This is a genomic window from Pseudoalteromonas sp. MM17-2, assembly GCF_022347945.1.
Taxonomy (GTDB): Bacteria; Pseudomonadota; Gammaproteobacteria; order Enterobacterales; family Alteromonadaceae; genus Pseudoalteromonas; species Pseudoalteromonas ruthenica.
This window is the reverse complement of the sequence record NZ_JAKRFV010000004.1, coordinates 138,216-153,316: the sequence shown is the minus strand read 5'-3', so window position 1 is coordinate 153,316 and position 15,101 is coordinate 138,216. Positions and strand designations below refer to the sequence as shown.

The window sequence follows — 15,101 nt, the reverse complement described above, 5'->3', positions numbered from 1 at the left end:
GCCAAATCCTACCGTCCTGTCTGCGTGTCCGTTGCGTTACGCGTCCTGCGCCTGTCCTTGAACTTCCGGTCCGTCCTTTGAGGTTGGCTTTCCTTAACTTTATCGCCCATATGCCCTTACAAGCGATGGAGACAGTATAAGGATGAATTAGGTACAGGTCAGGTAGTGGTAACAAAAACTGATTTAGTAAAATAAACGAAATAATTAAAAATTTATTAATTATCAGTGTCTTGTGTATTTTTGCGTGCTGTTCTTTATCGCAAATGACGCAATAACCTGATGCTATGTGAGATATATCTCACAGCAATTCGGGCAAAGATGGAAGTTGTTCAGCTGGTGTTTATGTTGTGGTGATGGTGCTGTACTTTTGCGGTGCAAAAGATATGATGCGCTTGAGAATTATTTTTATCTATTGGAGGCTTTATGAAAAAAGCATTGGCTTTGGGCTTGGCATCGTTACTCACTACGTTAACAGCCGCTCCCACCTTAGCGCAAGACAGCGTCAATATTTACTCGTTTCGTCAGCCTTTTCTTATTGAGCCCATACTAGAGAAGTTTACAGCACAAACGGGAATAGAGACCAACGTGGTGTTTGCGAAAAAAGGGCTTATTGAGCGCTTAAAGCGTGAAGGCAAGCATACTCGCGCTGATTTAGTACTTACCTCTAATTTTAGTGCCTTAATGCAACTAGACGATATGGAGCTAACGCAAAGCATTAATAGCGACGCGGTGGCCGACAATATTCCTGCTAGCTTTCGCGACCCCAATGGGCAATGGGTGGCATTAACCAAACGGGTGCGCAATGTCTACTCGTCAAAAGAACGTGTGGGTCAGTTAAGCAGCGTGCGCTATGAAGACCTGGGGAGCGAGCAATTTGCAGGTAAGGTGTGCATGCGCTCAGGCAAGCACCCTTATAACTTGGCGTTGGTCGCATCTATGATTGCCCATCATGGCGAAGCGCAAACCAAGCAGTGGTTAACCGCGTTAAAGCAGAACCTTGCCCGTAAACCGCAGGGCAATGATCGAGCGCAGGTTAAGGCCGTAAAAGAAGGGTTGTGCGATGTGGCCATCGGTAACAGCTATTACTTTGGAAAAATGATGCAAGACGAGCAACAACGTACTTGGGCTGATGCCGTTTATATTAACTTTCCTAACCAACAAGACCGAGGAGCACACGTTAATGTCTCCGGCGTTGCCTTAACAAAGTATGCTAAAAACAAGGATAACGCCTTGAAACTGATCGAGTTTATGACCGACAATACAGCGCAAAATATGTATGCCTCTGTGAATATGGAGTACCCGGTGAAAAAGGGTGTGCCATTGTCTGAGTTAGTTGCTTCTTGGGGTGACTTTAAAGAGGACTCTCTGCCTTTATCGGAAATCAGTAAACATCGTCAAACGGCGTTGAAGCTGCTCGATGAGGTAAAATTCGACCTTTAATTACTGGGTATTGATGCGCTTTAAATTCTCGCTGTCATCGTGGCAGCTTATTGCGTGGACGACAGGCTTAGGCCTGTCGTTGCCGTTAGCTTTCCTTATTTTTGAGTCCTTGCAAAGTGATCCCAACGTGTTTAACCACCTCTGGGATACGGTGCTATGGGATTATACCCGTAATACCTTAGTGTTGATCCTCGGTGTAGCGCTACTGAGTTGCTTGATTGCGTTGCCTTTAGGGTGGCTGGTCGCCTGTTGCGACTTTCCGGGGCGAAAACACTTTGAATGGGCTTTGATGCTGCCCTTAGCCATGCCTACCTATCTTATTGCCTATGTTTATACCGACTTACTGGATTATGCTGGTCCGGTGCAAATTCAGTTACGGCAGTGGTTTGGCTGGCAATCGCCGGATGATTACTGGTTTTTTGATATTCGCACGCTCGGTGGCGCAATCGTGATGATTGCGTTAGTGCTGTACCCCTACTTATTCTTAATTTTTAAAACCGCGCTGAAGGAGCAGTCTCATAAGCTGGTTCAAGCCGCCCATATTATGGGACACGGCCCAGTTGCAGGCTTTTTTAAAGTCAGTCTTCCTTTAGCTCGAGGGGCGATTGTCGCCGCTATAACCTTAATTAGCATGGAGGCGATGGCGGATTTTGCCACCGTCAATTACTTTGCTGTAAGCACCCTAACGACAGCGGTGTACGATACTTGGTTTGGGTATTATTCATTAACCGCCGCTGCGAAAATCTCAGGGATCATGCTGCTCATTTTGTTTTTGGCTATCATTATTGAGCGTTATTCGCGCCGCAACCGCGCCGTATTTGAGCGCCAAACCCAGCTAAGCGGTGAGCCTCTTTATACTCTCAAAGGAGCTAAAGCGTTGGCAGCCACAGGCTTTGCCTTAGTTATTTTGGCGCTTGCTTTCGCTATTCCGACGGCGGTGCTGGTTAGCTACGCGTTTAATTATTTTGACCAAGCGTGGAATGATGAGTTTTTCCTCTATGCTTGGCAAAGCCTAAAAATTGCCACTATGGTCAGCATCCTCGCCATTAGCCTGAGTATTCTTGTGGTGTACAACCAGCGCTTGAGTACAGCACGATATACACTGTGGCCTGGGCGCTTAGCCAGCACTGGATACGCCTTACCTGGCACCGTTTTAGCCATTGCGGTGCTGTTACCACTGACTAGTTTAGAAGTCGGCATTAATGATTGGCTCGCCCAATATGACTATCAACCAGGGTTATTCTTAAGCGGTACTATATTTGCCATCGTGTTTGGTTACTTGGTGCGATTTTACGCCATTGCCCATGGCGCCATAGAATCAAGCTTTAGCCGCATTAGCCCGAGCTTGGATATGGCCAGCCACTCCATGGGCCGCAATGAGCGACAAACCTTACTTGGCGTGCATATTCCCATTCTTAAACGCGGTATCTTAACCGCTGCCTTATTAGTGTTTATCGAGTGTATGAAAGAGTTGCCAGCAGCATTACTGTTGCGGCCATTTAACTTTGAAACATTGGCGACCCATGTGTTTCAGTATGTTAGCGATGAGCAATTAGAGCTGGCTTCAGTGTCGGCATTATTTATTGTATTAGTGGGGCTACTGCCCTTGTATTTTATTAACCGCTCAATGGAGCATTCTCGGTCATGACAGCGCAACTAGAATTAGACAACATCAGTTTCGAATACGCTGAGCGGGCGGTGGTCAACAATTTAAGCCTGACCTTAGCAGACGATGAGATTTTATGTTTGCTAGGCGCCAGCGGTTGCGGCAAAACAACCACACTAAAAGCCATTGCTGGGCTTATACGCCCGCACCGAGGGGTGATCCGCTTAGGGAAAGAGGTACTGTGTAGTGACCAGCATTGCGTGAGCCCACAGCACCGCAACATGGGCATGATGTTTCAGGATTACGCGCTGTTTCCACACTTAACCGTGGCGCAAAACATAGCCTTTGGTTTAAAGGGCATGAGCAAAGCAAACAAACAGCAGCGGGTCGCGGAAATGCTCGCACTGGTGCATCTAGATGAGTGTGGAGGGCGTTATCCACACCAGCTTTCAGGCGGCCAACAGCAACGTGTTGCCATAGCGAGAGCGCTGGCATACAAACCTAGCCTATTACTGCTTGATGAGCCGTTTTCGAATATTGACCATCAGGTGCGTTTTCAACTAATCGCTGACATTCGCCGCATTATTAAAGACCAGCGCGTCTCTGCTATTTTTGTGACTCACTCCAAAGAAGAAGCATTTGCCTTTGCCGACACATTAGCGGTCATGCACAACGGACAAATAGCGCAGCAAGGTACGGCGAAACAATTATTCCAGCACCCTAACTCTAAAGTCGTGGCAGAGTTCTTAGGCACGGGTGTGTATATTGATGCCACTATCGTTGATGCCGAGCATGTGCAAACGCCCTTTGGTGTTGTGCGCTCTTTACAGCCTTTGCCACCATCGGGGAAGGGGCAAGTGTATGTTCGTCCCCACGATATGCAGTTGATTGGTGATGAACACGGTGAAGTGACGTTACTATCACAGCGTTTTGTCGGCACAGAATACGTTTATCGCGTCAGCGTGTTTGCTCAAGAAGTTGAAATTCCTGCTAAAGCTGAACAAGAGTTTTTGCCGAGACAGAAGCTATCGCTTACAATTACCCCACACTCTGTGAATTTCTTCGCTGATTAAGCGCGAATTCATAGCCTATATGTAGCCGCGCGGGCGGCTTAGCGCTCGTAATAGGCGCTGCTAACAATAACAACGAAAGGAATGGTAACTTAATGCCCAGAGCGCAATCCGGTGTGTGCGCGCAGGCCAATTTGCACGGCTTGCACTTGTTTCTCAATGTCCTTGATGGCCATGATCACGCAGTTAAAAGTAAGCTCGCACAGTTAGTGGACCTGCAAAGCGAATACGATGATCGCTTCTCTGAGGCTATGGTTTCCAGCTTTGTCGCCATAGGTGCGCAGTACTGGCCGCATTTTCATCCCGATGCCATGCCTGCAGAATTAGCGAGCTTTCCGAGTATCCCCAACCGTGACCACCACGTGCTAGCACAGCCGTTTGATTTGTTTATACAAATTCGCTCGGACCGCGAAGATGTCAATCATCTATTTGGCCAGCGAGTATTGAAACTGTTAGGCAGTGATGTGGAGCTTGTTGAGGAGATCACCTGTTATCGCTTTTTAGACGGGCGTGATTTTAATGGCTTTCTTTACGCTCCAGATACGCCTCATGGACGGCAAAAAAATCTCACGGCGCTCATTAATGACCCCGGCAATGATTTTGTAAAAGGCAGTTATGTGCACGCCCAGCGCTTTACCCACAACCTTAATGCCTGGCAAGCGCTCAGTATTGAAGAACAAGAGTTGGTGATTGGCCGTACTCGTCTGGATGCCGAGTTACTAATGCCGATTAATGCCAACAGTCACGCGGCGCGCTCAGAGTTGAAAGATGAAAAAGGCGAACCGCTGTTACTGCACCAGGGCATGCCTTTTGGCACCATGACCAAGCAAGGCTTGCTGTCGGTGACCTGCGCCGCCAGTGGCGACGCGTTTACGCAAATGCTGAAAAGTCAGTTAGGGGATCATCATCATTATGATGCTTGGCTGGACTTTACCCAAGCCGACATGGGCTCAGCGTTTTTTGCCCCCTCGGTGGATTTTTTAAAGTCCTTAGCTACACGTTCTCAAACAGCTTACGCACCCGCTCCAGAGTAATATCAATTTCTGAGACTTTGGCGGGAGCAATAAAGATGGTGTCATCTCCGGCAATGGTTCCCAGCACGCCATCGGCCTTACCGAGAGAATCGAGCAAGCGCGCGATTAATTGTGCTGCACCCGGGCTGGTGGTGATGATGATCATCATCTCATTGTGAACAATATCCAGCACTAATTGGCGCAGTGGCGACTTCGCTGTGGGAACGGCTAATTCTGCGGGTAAGCAATAGACCATTTCTTGTTTGGCGTTGCGTGTACGCACCGCACCAAACTTGCTGAGCATGCGCGAAACTTTGCTTTGGCTGATGTTATCGAAGCCTTGTTCTTTTAAGGCATCAACAATCTCTCCTTGTGAGCCGAAATTTTCTTCTTTTAGGAGGGCTTTAAAGGCTTTTACCAAGGCTTCTTGTTTTTCTTGCGCGTGCATAATAATGGTCTTTGTAGCTTAAAGTCTTATCATTCTACCCAAGAACCGGGGTTATTTCATCCAAGGCACGGAGGTTTACAGTGAAGTTTACGACTATGGTCGAGATTATCGTCAAAATAACGCGGATAAATTTGTCTTTATCTGCGCTTTTCATTATCTTTAAGGCCACCAAAAGGTCAGATGACCCAAATCTTGATAACCCAATCTCGTTATTTTACGGAGAATTAAAATGAAAGTTGCCGTTTTAGGTGCTGCCGGTGGTATCGGTCAAGCGCTCTCTTTGCTACTAAAAAATAGCCTTCCTGCTGGTTCTGAGCTTGCTCTATACGACGTAGCTCCTGTGGTTCCTGGTGTTGCAGTTGACCTATCACACATCCCAACTGCGGTTGATGTAAAGGGCTTCGGTAAAGAAGACTTAGACGCAGCACTAAACGGTTGTGACATTGTTTTAATCCCAGCGGGTATGCCGCGTAAGCCGGGCATGGATCGCGCTGATTTGTTTAATGTAAACGCCAGCATTGTCCAGACGCTAGCCGAAGGCATTGTTAAAAACTGCCCGAAAGCCATGGTCGGTGTTATCACTAACCCGGTCAATGGCACAGTGCCAATTGTGGCTGAAGTATTCAAAAAAGCGGGCACTTATGACCCTGCACGCGTATTTGGTGTAACCACACTTGATGTTATCCGTGCAGAAACTTTCATTGCTGAGCTAAAAGGCCTGAACGTGAACGACGTGAAAGTGCCAGTAATTGGTGGTCACTCAGGGACTACTATTCTACCTCTACTGTCTCAAGTAGAAGGTGCGAGCTTCTCTGATGAGGAAGTTGCGGCGCTAACTAAGCGTATCCAAAACGCCGGTACCGAAGTTGTTGAAGCAAAAGCGGGTGGCGGTAGCGCTACACTTTCTATGGGCGCAGCTGCAGCGCGCTTCTGCTTGTCACTAGTCAAAGGCATGCAAGGTGAAGATGTTGTTGAATACGCCTACGTTGAAGGCAATAGTGAAGACGCACAGTTCTTCGCTCAGCCGGTACGTCTTGGTAAAAATGGTGTCGAAGAGTTGCTTTCTTACGGTGAACTAAGCGCCTTTGAACAACAAGCCAAAGAAGACATGCTAGGCACCTTGAATAAAGATATTCAAGAAGGCATCGACTTCATGAATAAGTAATAGCCACCATGGCCGTTACTTCATGATATTGGCTAATAGCGATATCATGCTAAAAGCCCCTATAGTTCTGCTATAGGGGCTTTTTTGTGCCCCCCCCCCCCCTCTCTCAACTGGTCTGACCATTTGTCGCTAAGCGTAAATTACTTTAATTTGCGCGCATATCCACCATAATTGGCTGAATAAAAATTGATGTGAACTGGGTCAATTTTGACAGCTTGCGGTGAATTTGATACCTTAACCGCACTTTTTGGTATGACCAATTTACCCCAAAGCATAAATCAACGATGTCATTGAAAGTAAAAGCAGCGAAATTATCGGACGTGATCTTGGCCCAGCTTGAGAATATGATTCTTGAGGGATCGCTGGCGCCAGGGGAAAAGCTTCCGCCTGAGCGTGAGCTGGCTAAGCAGTTTGAAGTATCACGCCCATCGCTGCGTGAGGCAATTCAAAAACTCGAAGCCAAAGGGTTGGTTACGCGCCGCCAAGGTGGTGGCACCTTTGTAAAGAACCAATTGGAAGAGGGCTTAAGTGATCCACTGTTTGAGTTGATCAGTAAGCACCCAGAGTCGCAGTTTGATTTACTGGAGTTTCGCCACGCCCTTGAAGGTATCGCCGCCTATTATGCGGCCTTGCGCGGGACTCAAAATGACTTTGTAAAGGTAAAGCATAGCTTTGAAAAAATAGCGCAAGTAAGTGATGACCTGAGTGCCAAAGCGAAAGCTATTAACGCTTTTCACTTTTGTATCGCTGAAGCGTCTCATAACGTGGTGTTACTGCACTTAGTGCGTGGCATGCAAGCTTTACTAGAGCAAAACGTACTGCAAAACTTGCAGGTATTGATGAAGAAAACCGCCGTGTCGCAGCAATTAGCGCAGCACCGCAAAGTGTTGATGGACGCCGTCATTGAAGGCCGCCCTGAAGAGGCGCGCTTGGCCAGTAATGCGCACTTAGCCTTTATCGAAGAGGCCTTACTGGAAGCAACGAGAGAGCATTCGCGTATTGAGCGCTCTTTGCGACGTACCAGAGCACAATAAATTCGCTGTAAGCCTCAGTTGAGCATCGCGCTTAAGCTGGGGCTTTTTGGCATTTTAAATTCGTATTTTAAACATAAGGAAAACTCCATATGTCTGAAGTCAATAACGTTGACGTAGACGCACTCGAAACCCAGGAATGGCTACAAGCCCTTGAGTCGGTTGTGCGTGAAGAGGGCGTTGAGCGAGCTCAATACATCCTTGAACAAGTGCTAGAGCAAGCACGTCTTGATGGCGTAGATATGCCAACTGGCACTACCACAAACTACGTCAATACCATCCCCGCTGACCAAGAGCCAGCGTACCCAGGTGATGTGAACGTTGAGCGTCGTATCCGCTCTATCATTCGCTGGAATGCGATTATGATTGTTCTGCGTGCCTCGAAAAAGGATCTTGACTTGGGTGGACACATGGCGTCTTTCCAATCATCAGCGGCATTTTATGAAGTTTGCTTCAACCACTTCTTCCGCGCGCCAAATGAGCAAGACGGTGGTGATTTGGTGTACTACCAAGGTCACATTTCACCGGGTATTTATGCACGTGCCTTCGTCGAAGGGCGCCTGAGCGCAGAGCAGCTTGATAACTTCCGCCAAGAAGTAGATGGAAAAGGGTTACCTTCATACCCACACCCTAAGTTGATGCCTGAGTTTTGGCAGTTCCCAACCGTGTCTATGGGTCTAGGTCCTATCGCTTCAATCTATCAAGCTCGCTTCCTCAAGTATCTTGAAGGTCGTGGCCTGAAAGACACCAGCAACCAACGCGTTTATGCCTTCCTAGGCGATGGTGAAATGGATGAACCAGAATCACGGGGCGCTATTTCCTTTGCCGCTCGTGAAGGCTTAGACAACTTATGCTACCTAATTAACTGTAACCTGCAGCGCCTTGATGGCCCAGTTATGGGTAATGGCAAGATTATCCAAGAGCTTGAAGGCCTGTTCAAAGGAGCTGGTTGGAACGTAATCAAAGTCGTGTGGGGCAGTGGCTGGGATAAATTACTAGCCAAAGACACCACAGGTAAATTGCTACAGCTGATGAACGAAACGGTTGACGGCGATTACCAAACCTATAAGTCAAAAGACGGTGCTTATGTGCGCGAGCACTTCTTCGGTCGTTACCCAGAAACAGCAGCTCTTGTTGCCGATATGACCGACGACGAAATCTTTGCCTTAAAGCGCGGTGGTCACGAGCCATCGAAGCTATTCGCAGCCTTTAAATCGGCGCAAGATACCAAGGGCCGTCCTACGGTGATCTTAGCGAAAACCGTTAAAGGTTATGGTATGGGCGATGCCGCCGAAGGTAAAAACATTGCTCACCAAGTGAAGAAAATGGACATGACCCACGTGGCTCACTTACGTAAGCGCCTAGGGTTAGAAGATCTTGTTTCTGAGGATGAGCTTAAAGACTTACCGTACCTGACCTTAGAAGAAGGCTCAAAAGAGTACGAGTATATGCACGCCCGTCGTAAAGAGCTGCATGGTTACACGCCAACGCGTTTGCCTAATTTCAGCGAACAGTTGCAGTTGCCGCAGATGGATGCGTTCAAGCAATTACTTGAAGAGCAAAAGCGTGATATTTCCACCACCATGGCATTTGTGCGTACTCTTAATGTATTGCTAAAAGACAAAGGCATTGGCAAAAACATTGTGCCAATTATTGCCGATGAGGCACGTACTTTCGGTATGGAAGGCTTGTTCCGTCAAATTGGTATTTATAATCCACGGGGCCAAAATTACAGTCCAGAAGATCGTGATATCGTTGCTTACTATAAAGAAGACCAAAAAGGTCAGGTGTTGCAAGAAGGTATTAACGAGCTCGGTGCGATGTCCTCATGGGTTGCTGCAGCGACCTCATACAGCACTAACGACCTACCGATGATCCCGTTCTACATCTACTACTCGATGTTTGGTTTCCAACGTGTGGGTGATATGGCGTGGATGGCCGGTGACCAACAAGCGCGTGGTTTCTTGCTCGGTGCCACTGCAGGGCGAACAACGCTTAACGGTGAAGGGTTGCAGCACGAAGATGGCCACAGCCATATTCTTGCGAACACCGTGCCGAACTGTATTTCTTATGACCCAACCTTCGGCTATGAAGTGGCGGTTATCGTTCAAGATGGTATTCGCCGTATGTATGGTGAAGACCAAGAAAATATCTACTACTACCTGACGTTGATGAACGAAAACTATCATCAGCCAGCCATGCCGGAAGGTGCGGAAGAAGGGATCCGTAAGGGTATTTATAAGCTTGAAAGCTACGAAGGTAACAAGGGCAAAGTGCAGCTATTAAGCTCGGGTACGATCATGAACGAAGTGCGCAAAGCAGCGCAAATTCTAAGTGATGACTACGGCGTTAGCTCAGATATATTCTCGGTAACCTCGTTTAATGAGATCACCCGTGATGGTCAAGAAGCCGACCGCTATAACATGCTGCACCCAGAGGCAGAGGCAGAGGCGAAAGTGCCGTATCTGCAAACTGTATTAGGTGAAGAGCCTGCGATTGCGGCTACCGACTACATGAAGAACTACGCCGAACAAATTCGTGCTTTCATCCCGGCTGAGTCATATCGCGTACTGGGTACCGATGGCTATGGCCGCTCCGACAGCCGCGAGAATCTGCGCCGTCACTTCGAGGTGAATGCAGGTTACGTGGTGGTTGCTGCACTAACAGAATTAGCGAAACGTGGCGATGTAGAAAAATCTGTGATTGCAGAAGCAATCAAGAAGTTCGACATTGATGCCGACAAGATTAACCCGCTGCACGCTTAAGGGGTTTGCAAATGAGCATTGAAATTAACGTACCTGATATTGGTGGCGATGAAGTTGAAGTCACCGAAGTGCTTGTCTCGGTAGGCGACAAGGTTGAAGTTGAGCAATCTTTGATTACCGTAGAAGGCGATAAAGCCTCTATGGAAGTACCTGCCAGCGAAGCGGGCGTAGTAAAAGAGATCAAAGTGAAAGAGGGCGATACCGTCTCTACCGGCACTTTGATTATGATTTTCGAAGGTGAGCAAGGCAATGCCGATGCCGAGCAAAGCGAGGCGGCAGACAGCGGTGATGACAACAGCGGTGCTAGCAATGAAGCCGGCGCCGAGGTGGAAATTACTGTGCCTGATATTGGTGATGACGAAGTTGAAGTCACCGAAATTATGGTCAGTGTTGGTGATAGCGTTGAAGAAGAACAATCAATTCTTAACGTTGAAGGCGATAAAGCTTCTATGGAAGTGCCTGCGCCACAAGCCGGTAAAGTTAAAGAAATCAAAATCAATGTCGGCGACACCGTAAAGACAGGGTCGCTGGTATTTATCTTTGAAACCGCAGGCGGTGGCAGTGCCGAGAGTCCAAGCTCGAGCGATAGCGACAAGCAAGAAGCGAAAGCAGACAAAGACAGCGGCAGTGTTGAAGTTAAAGAAGTGACGGTGCCGGATATTGGCGGCGACGAAGTGGAAGTGACCGAAGTGATGGTCAGTGCCGGCGACACCGTTGATGAAGAGCAGTCGATTCTTAACGTTGAAGGCGATAAAGCTTCTATGGAAGTGCCTGCTCCTTTTGCCGGCAAAGTAAAAGAAGTGAAAGTTGCCGTGGGCGATACCGTGAAAACGGGCAGCTTAATCTTTACCTTTGAGGTGCAAGGCAGTGCCCCTGCACAGCAACAGGCTCCGGCTAAGCAACAATCAACATCGGCAAGCGACGCGCAACTGCAAGAGCAAAAGGCCAGTGGCCCAGCGCCGGCGAAGCGTGAAGACTTCGTTGAAAATGCTGATTATGCCCATGCTTCACCGGTAGTGCGCCGTTTGGCCCGTGAGTTTGGTATTAACCTGGCGAAAGTCAAAGGCACAGGCCGTAAAAACCGGGTATTAAAAGAAGACGTGCAAAACTATGTTAAAGACTTAGTGAAGCAAGTTGAATCCGGTAGCGCAGGTAAAGGCGGTAGCGGTGCAGGTGTCGACTTGATCCCATGGCCAAAAGTCGACTTCAGCAAGTTTGGTGAAGTCGAAGAGAAGAAGCTGTCGCGTATTCAAAAGCTGTCTGGTGCTAACTTACACCGTAACTGGGTACATATTCCTCATGTAACCCAATACGATGAAGCCGATATCACCAGCTTAGAGGCATTCCGTAAAGAGCAAAACGCGCTGGCTGAGAAGAAAAAGCTGGGCGTTAAAATCACCCCATTGGTGTTTGTGATGAAAGCGGCGGCCAAAGCGTTGGAAGAGTTCCCAACCTTTAACTCGTCACTTTCAGAAGACGGCGAGAGCTTGATTCTGAAAAAGTATGTACACATCGGCATTGCGGTTGATACCCCTAATGGTCTTGTTGTTCCTGTGGTTCGTGATGTCAACAAAAAAGGCATTATGGAGTTATCACGCGAGCTTATGGATATCTCCAAAAAGGCCCGCGATGGTAAGCTAACCTCGGCCGATATGCAGGGCGGTTGCTTCACCATCTCTAGCCTCGGTGGCATCGGCGGCACTGCGTTTACGCCTATCGTCAATGCGCCTGAGGTGGCTATTTTGGGTGTCTCTAAGTCAGACTTCAAACCGAAGTGGAATGGTAAAGAGTTTGAGCCGCGCTTAATGGTGCCGTTAAGCTGCTCTTACGACCACCGTGTTATTGACGGTGCGCTGGCAGCACGCTTTACTGTGACTCTGGCTAATTACCTAAGCGATATTCGCCACTTGGTAATGTAAGCCATACAGATAATGAACTTTAATCCCAGCAATCGGTTTTTACTGGGATTTTTTTAAATTGCAATGATACAATCTTTGCACAATTTTTGTGAGCGATGGCATGCTGACAGCAAACCGTGTCATTGCTTCCCGTTCGGACAAAATAAGGTAATAGCATGAGCAACGAAATCAAAACACAAGTCGTTGTACTAGGCGGTGGTCCTGGTGGTTACTCTGCGGCATTCCGTGCTGCGGATTTAGGTTTGGAAGTGACCCTCGTTGAGTCACGCGCGACCCTAGGTGGTGTGTGCTTGAATGTCGGTTGTATCCCTTCAAAAGCACTTCTACACGTTGCTAAAGTGATTGATGACGCGAGCGAAATGGCGTCACATGGTGTTTCTTTTGGCAAGCCTGAAATTGACCTAGACAAGATCCGCGATTGGAAGGACTCTGTTATTGGTCAGCTAACTGGCGGCCTAGACGGCATGGCAAAAATGCGTAAAGTGAAAGTCGTGAGCGGCTACGGTAAATTCACTGGCAGCAACACCATTGACGTAGAAGGCGATGACGGCAAAACCACCATCACTTTTGATAATGCTATTATCGCGGCTGGTTCACAGCCGGTGAACCTACCTTTCATTCCAGAAGATGAGCGTGTTATTGACTCGACTGGTGCGCTTGAGCTTAAAGACGTACCAGAAAAACTATTGGTACTAGGTGGTGGTATTATCGGTCTTGAAATGGGCACTGTATACCGCGCTCTTGGCTCACAAATCGACGTTGTTGAATTTGCTGATCAGCTAGTTCCGGCTGCGGACAAAGACGTTATCAAGATTTACCAAAAGTACGTTAAAGACAAGTTCAACGTTATGCTATCGACTAAGGTAACCGGTGTTGAAGCGAAAGACGACGGTCTATACGTTACTTTTGAAGGCAAAAATGCGCCGGCGGAGCCTGTGCGTTACGACAAAGTATTAGTTGCTGTTGGTCGTACACCAAATGGTAAGTTGGTTGATGCCGACAAAGCCGGTGTTAACGTTGATGAGCGCGGCTTTATCAACACCGATAAGCAAATGAAGACTAATGTTGAGCATATCTATGCCATTGGTGACATCGTTGGCCAGCCTATGCTTGCTCACAAAGCCGTTCATGAAGGCCATGTTGCCGCTGAAGTGATTTCTGGCAAGAAGCACTATTTTGATCCTAAGTGCATTCCTTCAATTGCCTACACAGACCCTGAAATTGCATGGGTTGGTGTCACTGAGAAAGAAGCAAAAGAGCAGGGGCTGAATATTGAAACAGCGGTATTCCCATGGGCTGCTTCAGGTCGTGCGATTGCTTCATCACGCACCGAAGGTCAAACTAAACTTATCTTCGATAAAGACACAGATCGTCTTATCGGTGGTGCAATGATCGGTATCAACGCTGGCGAAATGCTGGGTGAGATTGGTCTAGGTGTGGAAATGGGCGCCGATGCTGAAGACATCGCTTTAACCATCCACGCGCACCCAACGCTCAATGAGTCAATCGGTCTCGCGGCTGAAATTTTCGAAGGGTCAATCACTGACCTACCGAACAAAAAGGCTGCGAAAAAGAAGAAGTAAGCTTCTTCAACTGAATTTAAAAACCCGGCTTAGTGCCGGGTTTTTTTATGTTTGCATATGACCAGAGCGCGGTTGCTACCATCACTACCTATACATTAGCGGCACTCGCGGGTGTAGCTTGGTTTTATCAGCTCCTTGGTCATGGTTTTTATTACCCCACACCAGCGTTCGGTGGCTTTTGCTTGGTGCTTTTTCGCCATTGGCCCTTGGGTCAGTGCCGCTTTATGCGCCGCCAGCGCCGTGTAGTGGTAGGCGGCAACGTTGAACTGCGCTTGAGTTGCAAATGCGAGGTTTATACTTTCGACATTCTCCAGTGTGTCATCAATAAAGGCGATATTACGAATTTGCTTATCGGGTGATAGCGTGTCGTTGTACTGGTTCACAAAGCACAGTAGATTTTTGCCTTTATCTTGGCCTGCCAAATACATCACTCCTTGGCGATAAGAAATGCGACGCTGGCTGTCACTATCACACGATGAGTAGGGGCTGGCTTTACTAGCAAGTCCTGCAAACTTGGGCGCATGGGTGGCAAAAAAGCTCAATAAATCGCCGCCACCTGGTAGTGTTAAGTCGGTAAACTGGTCTTCTGTAGCAGAAATCGTTTGATTACCGCGTGCCGTCTCAACCATTAGCCTCACCCTTTGACTGCTTAACCGTGCCAAAGTGGCGGGGACGTTATCTCGAGTGTAAACCATGGTGTTAAGCGCAAATAATAGGTCAGAGGCTTCAATAAGCTCCAGACTTGTGTCGGCGACACGCGGACCTGATTGCGCAGCGACTAACTCACTTTGCCACGCATACCAAGCGGCCCCACCGAGATACTGGCATTCACTCGGGGATTGGTCATCAGCGCAGGCGATCATCGTCAGCGTATCGTCGTTATCCATCACTACCAGAGTGTTTTTTGGCTCCCCCCACTGCATTACTTGCTGCTCTAGCGTAGCAAACGAATCGGTGGTTAAAATGCTTTTTGCTGACTCAGCATACACATAGGTGCTCAAAGTCATGGTGGCGATGCCTGTAAGTAAGGCATAGTAAGTCAAAGATAAAAAGCGCATGGC

Annotated in this window: 11 protein-coding genes; 9 read left to right on the top strand and 2 right to left on the bottom strand. The window is 48.0% G+C overall.

Annotated features, from left to right (window positions below):
• Window positions 1-423: 423 nt before the first annotated feature.
• The 4 genes from MHM93_RS05405 to MHM93_RS05390 all read left to right on the top strand — a co-directional run bounded on the left by MHM93_RS05405 (window position 424) and on the right by MHM93_RS05390 (window position 5,150).
• Complete coding sequence (locus tag MHM93_RS05405) at window positions 424-1,440, top strand: Fe(3+) ABC transporter substrate-binding protein (protein WP_022945354.1); 1,017 nt, start codon at window positions 424-426, stop codon at window positions 1,438-1,440.
• 13 nt (window positions 1,441-1,453) lie between these two features.
• Window positions 1,454-3,088 carry an iron ABC transporter permease gene (locus tag MHM93_RS05400; RefSeq protein WP_239448295.1) on the top strand — a complete coding sequence of 545 codons (1,635 nt, stop codon included), beginning with the start codon at window positions 1,454-1,456 and terminating at the stop codon, window positions 3,086-3,088.
• Window positions 3,085-4,119 carry an ABC transporter ATP-binding protein gene (locus MHM93_RS05395; protein ID WP_239448294.1) on the top strand — a complete coding sequence of 345 codons (1,035 nt, stop codon included), beginning with the start codon at window positions 3,085-3,087 and terminating at the stop codon, window positions 4,117-4,119. Before MHM93_RS05400 ends, MHM93_RS05395 begins: the two co-directional genes overlap by 4 nt.
• Before the next feature lie 92 nt (window positions 4,120-4,211).
• Window positions 4,212-5,150, top strand: a complete 939-nt coding sequence (locus MHM93_RS05390; RefSeq protein ID WP_239448293.1) for a Dyp-type peroxidase — start codon at window positions 4,212-4,214, stop codon at window positions 5,148-5,150.
• Here the strand turns inward: MHM93_RS05390 and argR are convergent.
• Window positions 5,110-5,577, bottom strand: a complete 468-nt coding sequence (gene argR, locus MHM93_RS05385) for a transcriptional regulator ArgR (RefSeq protein ID WP_022945358.1) — start codon at window positions 5,575-5,577, stop codon at window positions 5,110-5,112. The two genes, MHM93_RS05390 and argR, sit on opposite strands and share 41 nt — an antisense overlap.
• Window positions 5,578-5,806: 229 nt before the next feature.
• Here argR and mdh point away from each other — a divergent pair, with 229 nt between their 5' ends.
• From mdh to lpdA, 5 genes are all read left to right on the top strand, one after another.
• Window positions 5,807-6,742 (top strand): malate dehydrogenase, encoded by a 936-nt coding sequence (mdh, locus tag MHM93_RS05380; protein WP_239448292.1) that lies wholly within the window; start codon window positions 5,807-5,809, stop codon window positions 6,740-6,742.
• 284 nt (window positions 6,743-7,026) lie between these two features.
• Complete coding sequence (gene pdhR / locus MHM93_RS05375; RefSeq protein ID WP_239448291.1) at window positions 7,027-7,776, top strand: pyruvate dehydrogenase complex transcriptional repressor PdhR; 750 nt, start codon at window positions 7,027-7,029, stop codon at window positions 7,774-7,776.
• Between the two features lie 89 nt (window positions 7,777-7,865).
• Window positions 7,866-10,538 (top strand): pyruvate dehydrogenase (acetyl-transferring), homodimeric type, encoded by a 2,673-nt coding sequence (gene aceE / locus MHM93_RS05370; RefSeq protein WP_239448290.1) that lies wholly within the window; start codon window positions 7,866-7,868, stop codon window positions 10,536-10,538.
• A gap of 11 nt (window positions 10,539-10,549) precedes the next feature.
• Window positions 10,550-12,457: a pyruvate dehydrogenase complex dihydrolipoyllysine-residue acetyltransferase gene (gene aceF, locus MHM93_RS05365; protein ID WP_239448289.1), complete on the top strand. Its 1,908-nt coding sequence runs from the start codon at window positions 10,550-10,552 to the stop codon at window positions 12,455-12,457.
• 155 nt (window positions 12,458-12,612) lie between these two features.
• The gene (gene lpdA / locus MHM93_RS05360; protein ID WP_045980580.1) at window positions 12,613-14,040 is read left to right on the top strand and encodes a dihydrolipoyl dehydrogenase; all 1,428 of its coding nucleotides are present in this window, start codon (window positions 12,613-12,615) and stop codon (window positions 14,038-14,040) included.
• Between the two features lie 95 nt (window positions 14,041-14,135).
• Here lpdA and MHM93_RS05355 read toward each other — a convergent pair whose 3' ends face one another.
• Window positions 14,136-15,098: a DUF2608 domain-containing protein gene (locus tag MHM93_RS05355; RefSeq protein ID WP_239448288.1), complete on the bottom strand. Its 963-nt coding sequence runs from the start codon at window positions 15,096-15,098 to the stop codon at window positions 14,136-14,138.
• Window positions 15,099-15,101 lie beyond the last annotated feature (3 nt).

Coding starts and splice junctions, on each gene's coding strand:
- mdh (WP_239448292.1), top strand. CDS start 5,807: ATGAAAGTTGCCGTTTTAGGTGCTGCCGGTGGTATCGGTCAAGCGCTC.
- argR (WP_022945358.1), bottom strand. CDS start 5,577: ATGCACGCGCAAGAAAAACAAGAAGCCTTGGTAAAAGCCTTTAAAGCC.
- MHM93_RS05405 (WP_022945354.1), top strand. CDS start 424: ATGAAAAAAGCATTGGCTTTGGGCTTGGCATCGTTACTCACTACGTTA.
- MHM93_RS05395 (WP_239448294.1), top strand. CDS start 3,085: ATGACAGCGCAACTAGAATTAGACAACATCAGTTTCGAATACGCTGAG.
- MHM93_RS05400 (WP_239448295.1), top strand. CDS start 1,454: ATGCGCTTTAAATTCTCGCTGTCATCGTGGCAGCTTATTGCGTGGACG.
- MHM93_RS05390 (WP_239448293.1), top strand. CDS start 4,212: ATGCCCAGAGCGCAATCCGGTGTGTGCGCGCAGGCCAATTTGCACGGC.
- MHM93_RS05355 (WP_239448288.1), bottom strand. CDS start 15,098: ATGCGCTTTTTATCTTTGACTTACTATGCCTTACTTACAGGCATCGCC.
- lpdA (WP_045980580.1), top strand. CDS start 12,613: ATGAGCAACGAAATCAAAACACAAGTCGTTGTACTAGGCGGTGGTCCT.
- aceE (WP_239448290.1), top strand. CDS start 7,866: ATGTCTGAAGTCAATAACGTTGACGTAGACGCACTCGAAACCCAGGAA.
- pdhR (WP_239448291.1), top strand. CDS start 7,027: ATGTCATTGAAAGTAAAAGCAGCGAAATTATCGGACGTGATCTTGGCC.
- aceF (WP_239448289.1), top strand. CDS start 10,550: ATGAGCATTGAAATTAACGTACCTGATATTGGTGGCGATGAAGTTGAA.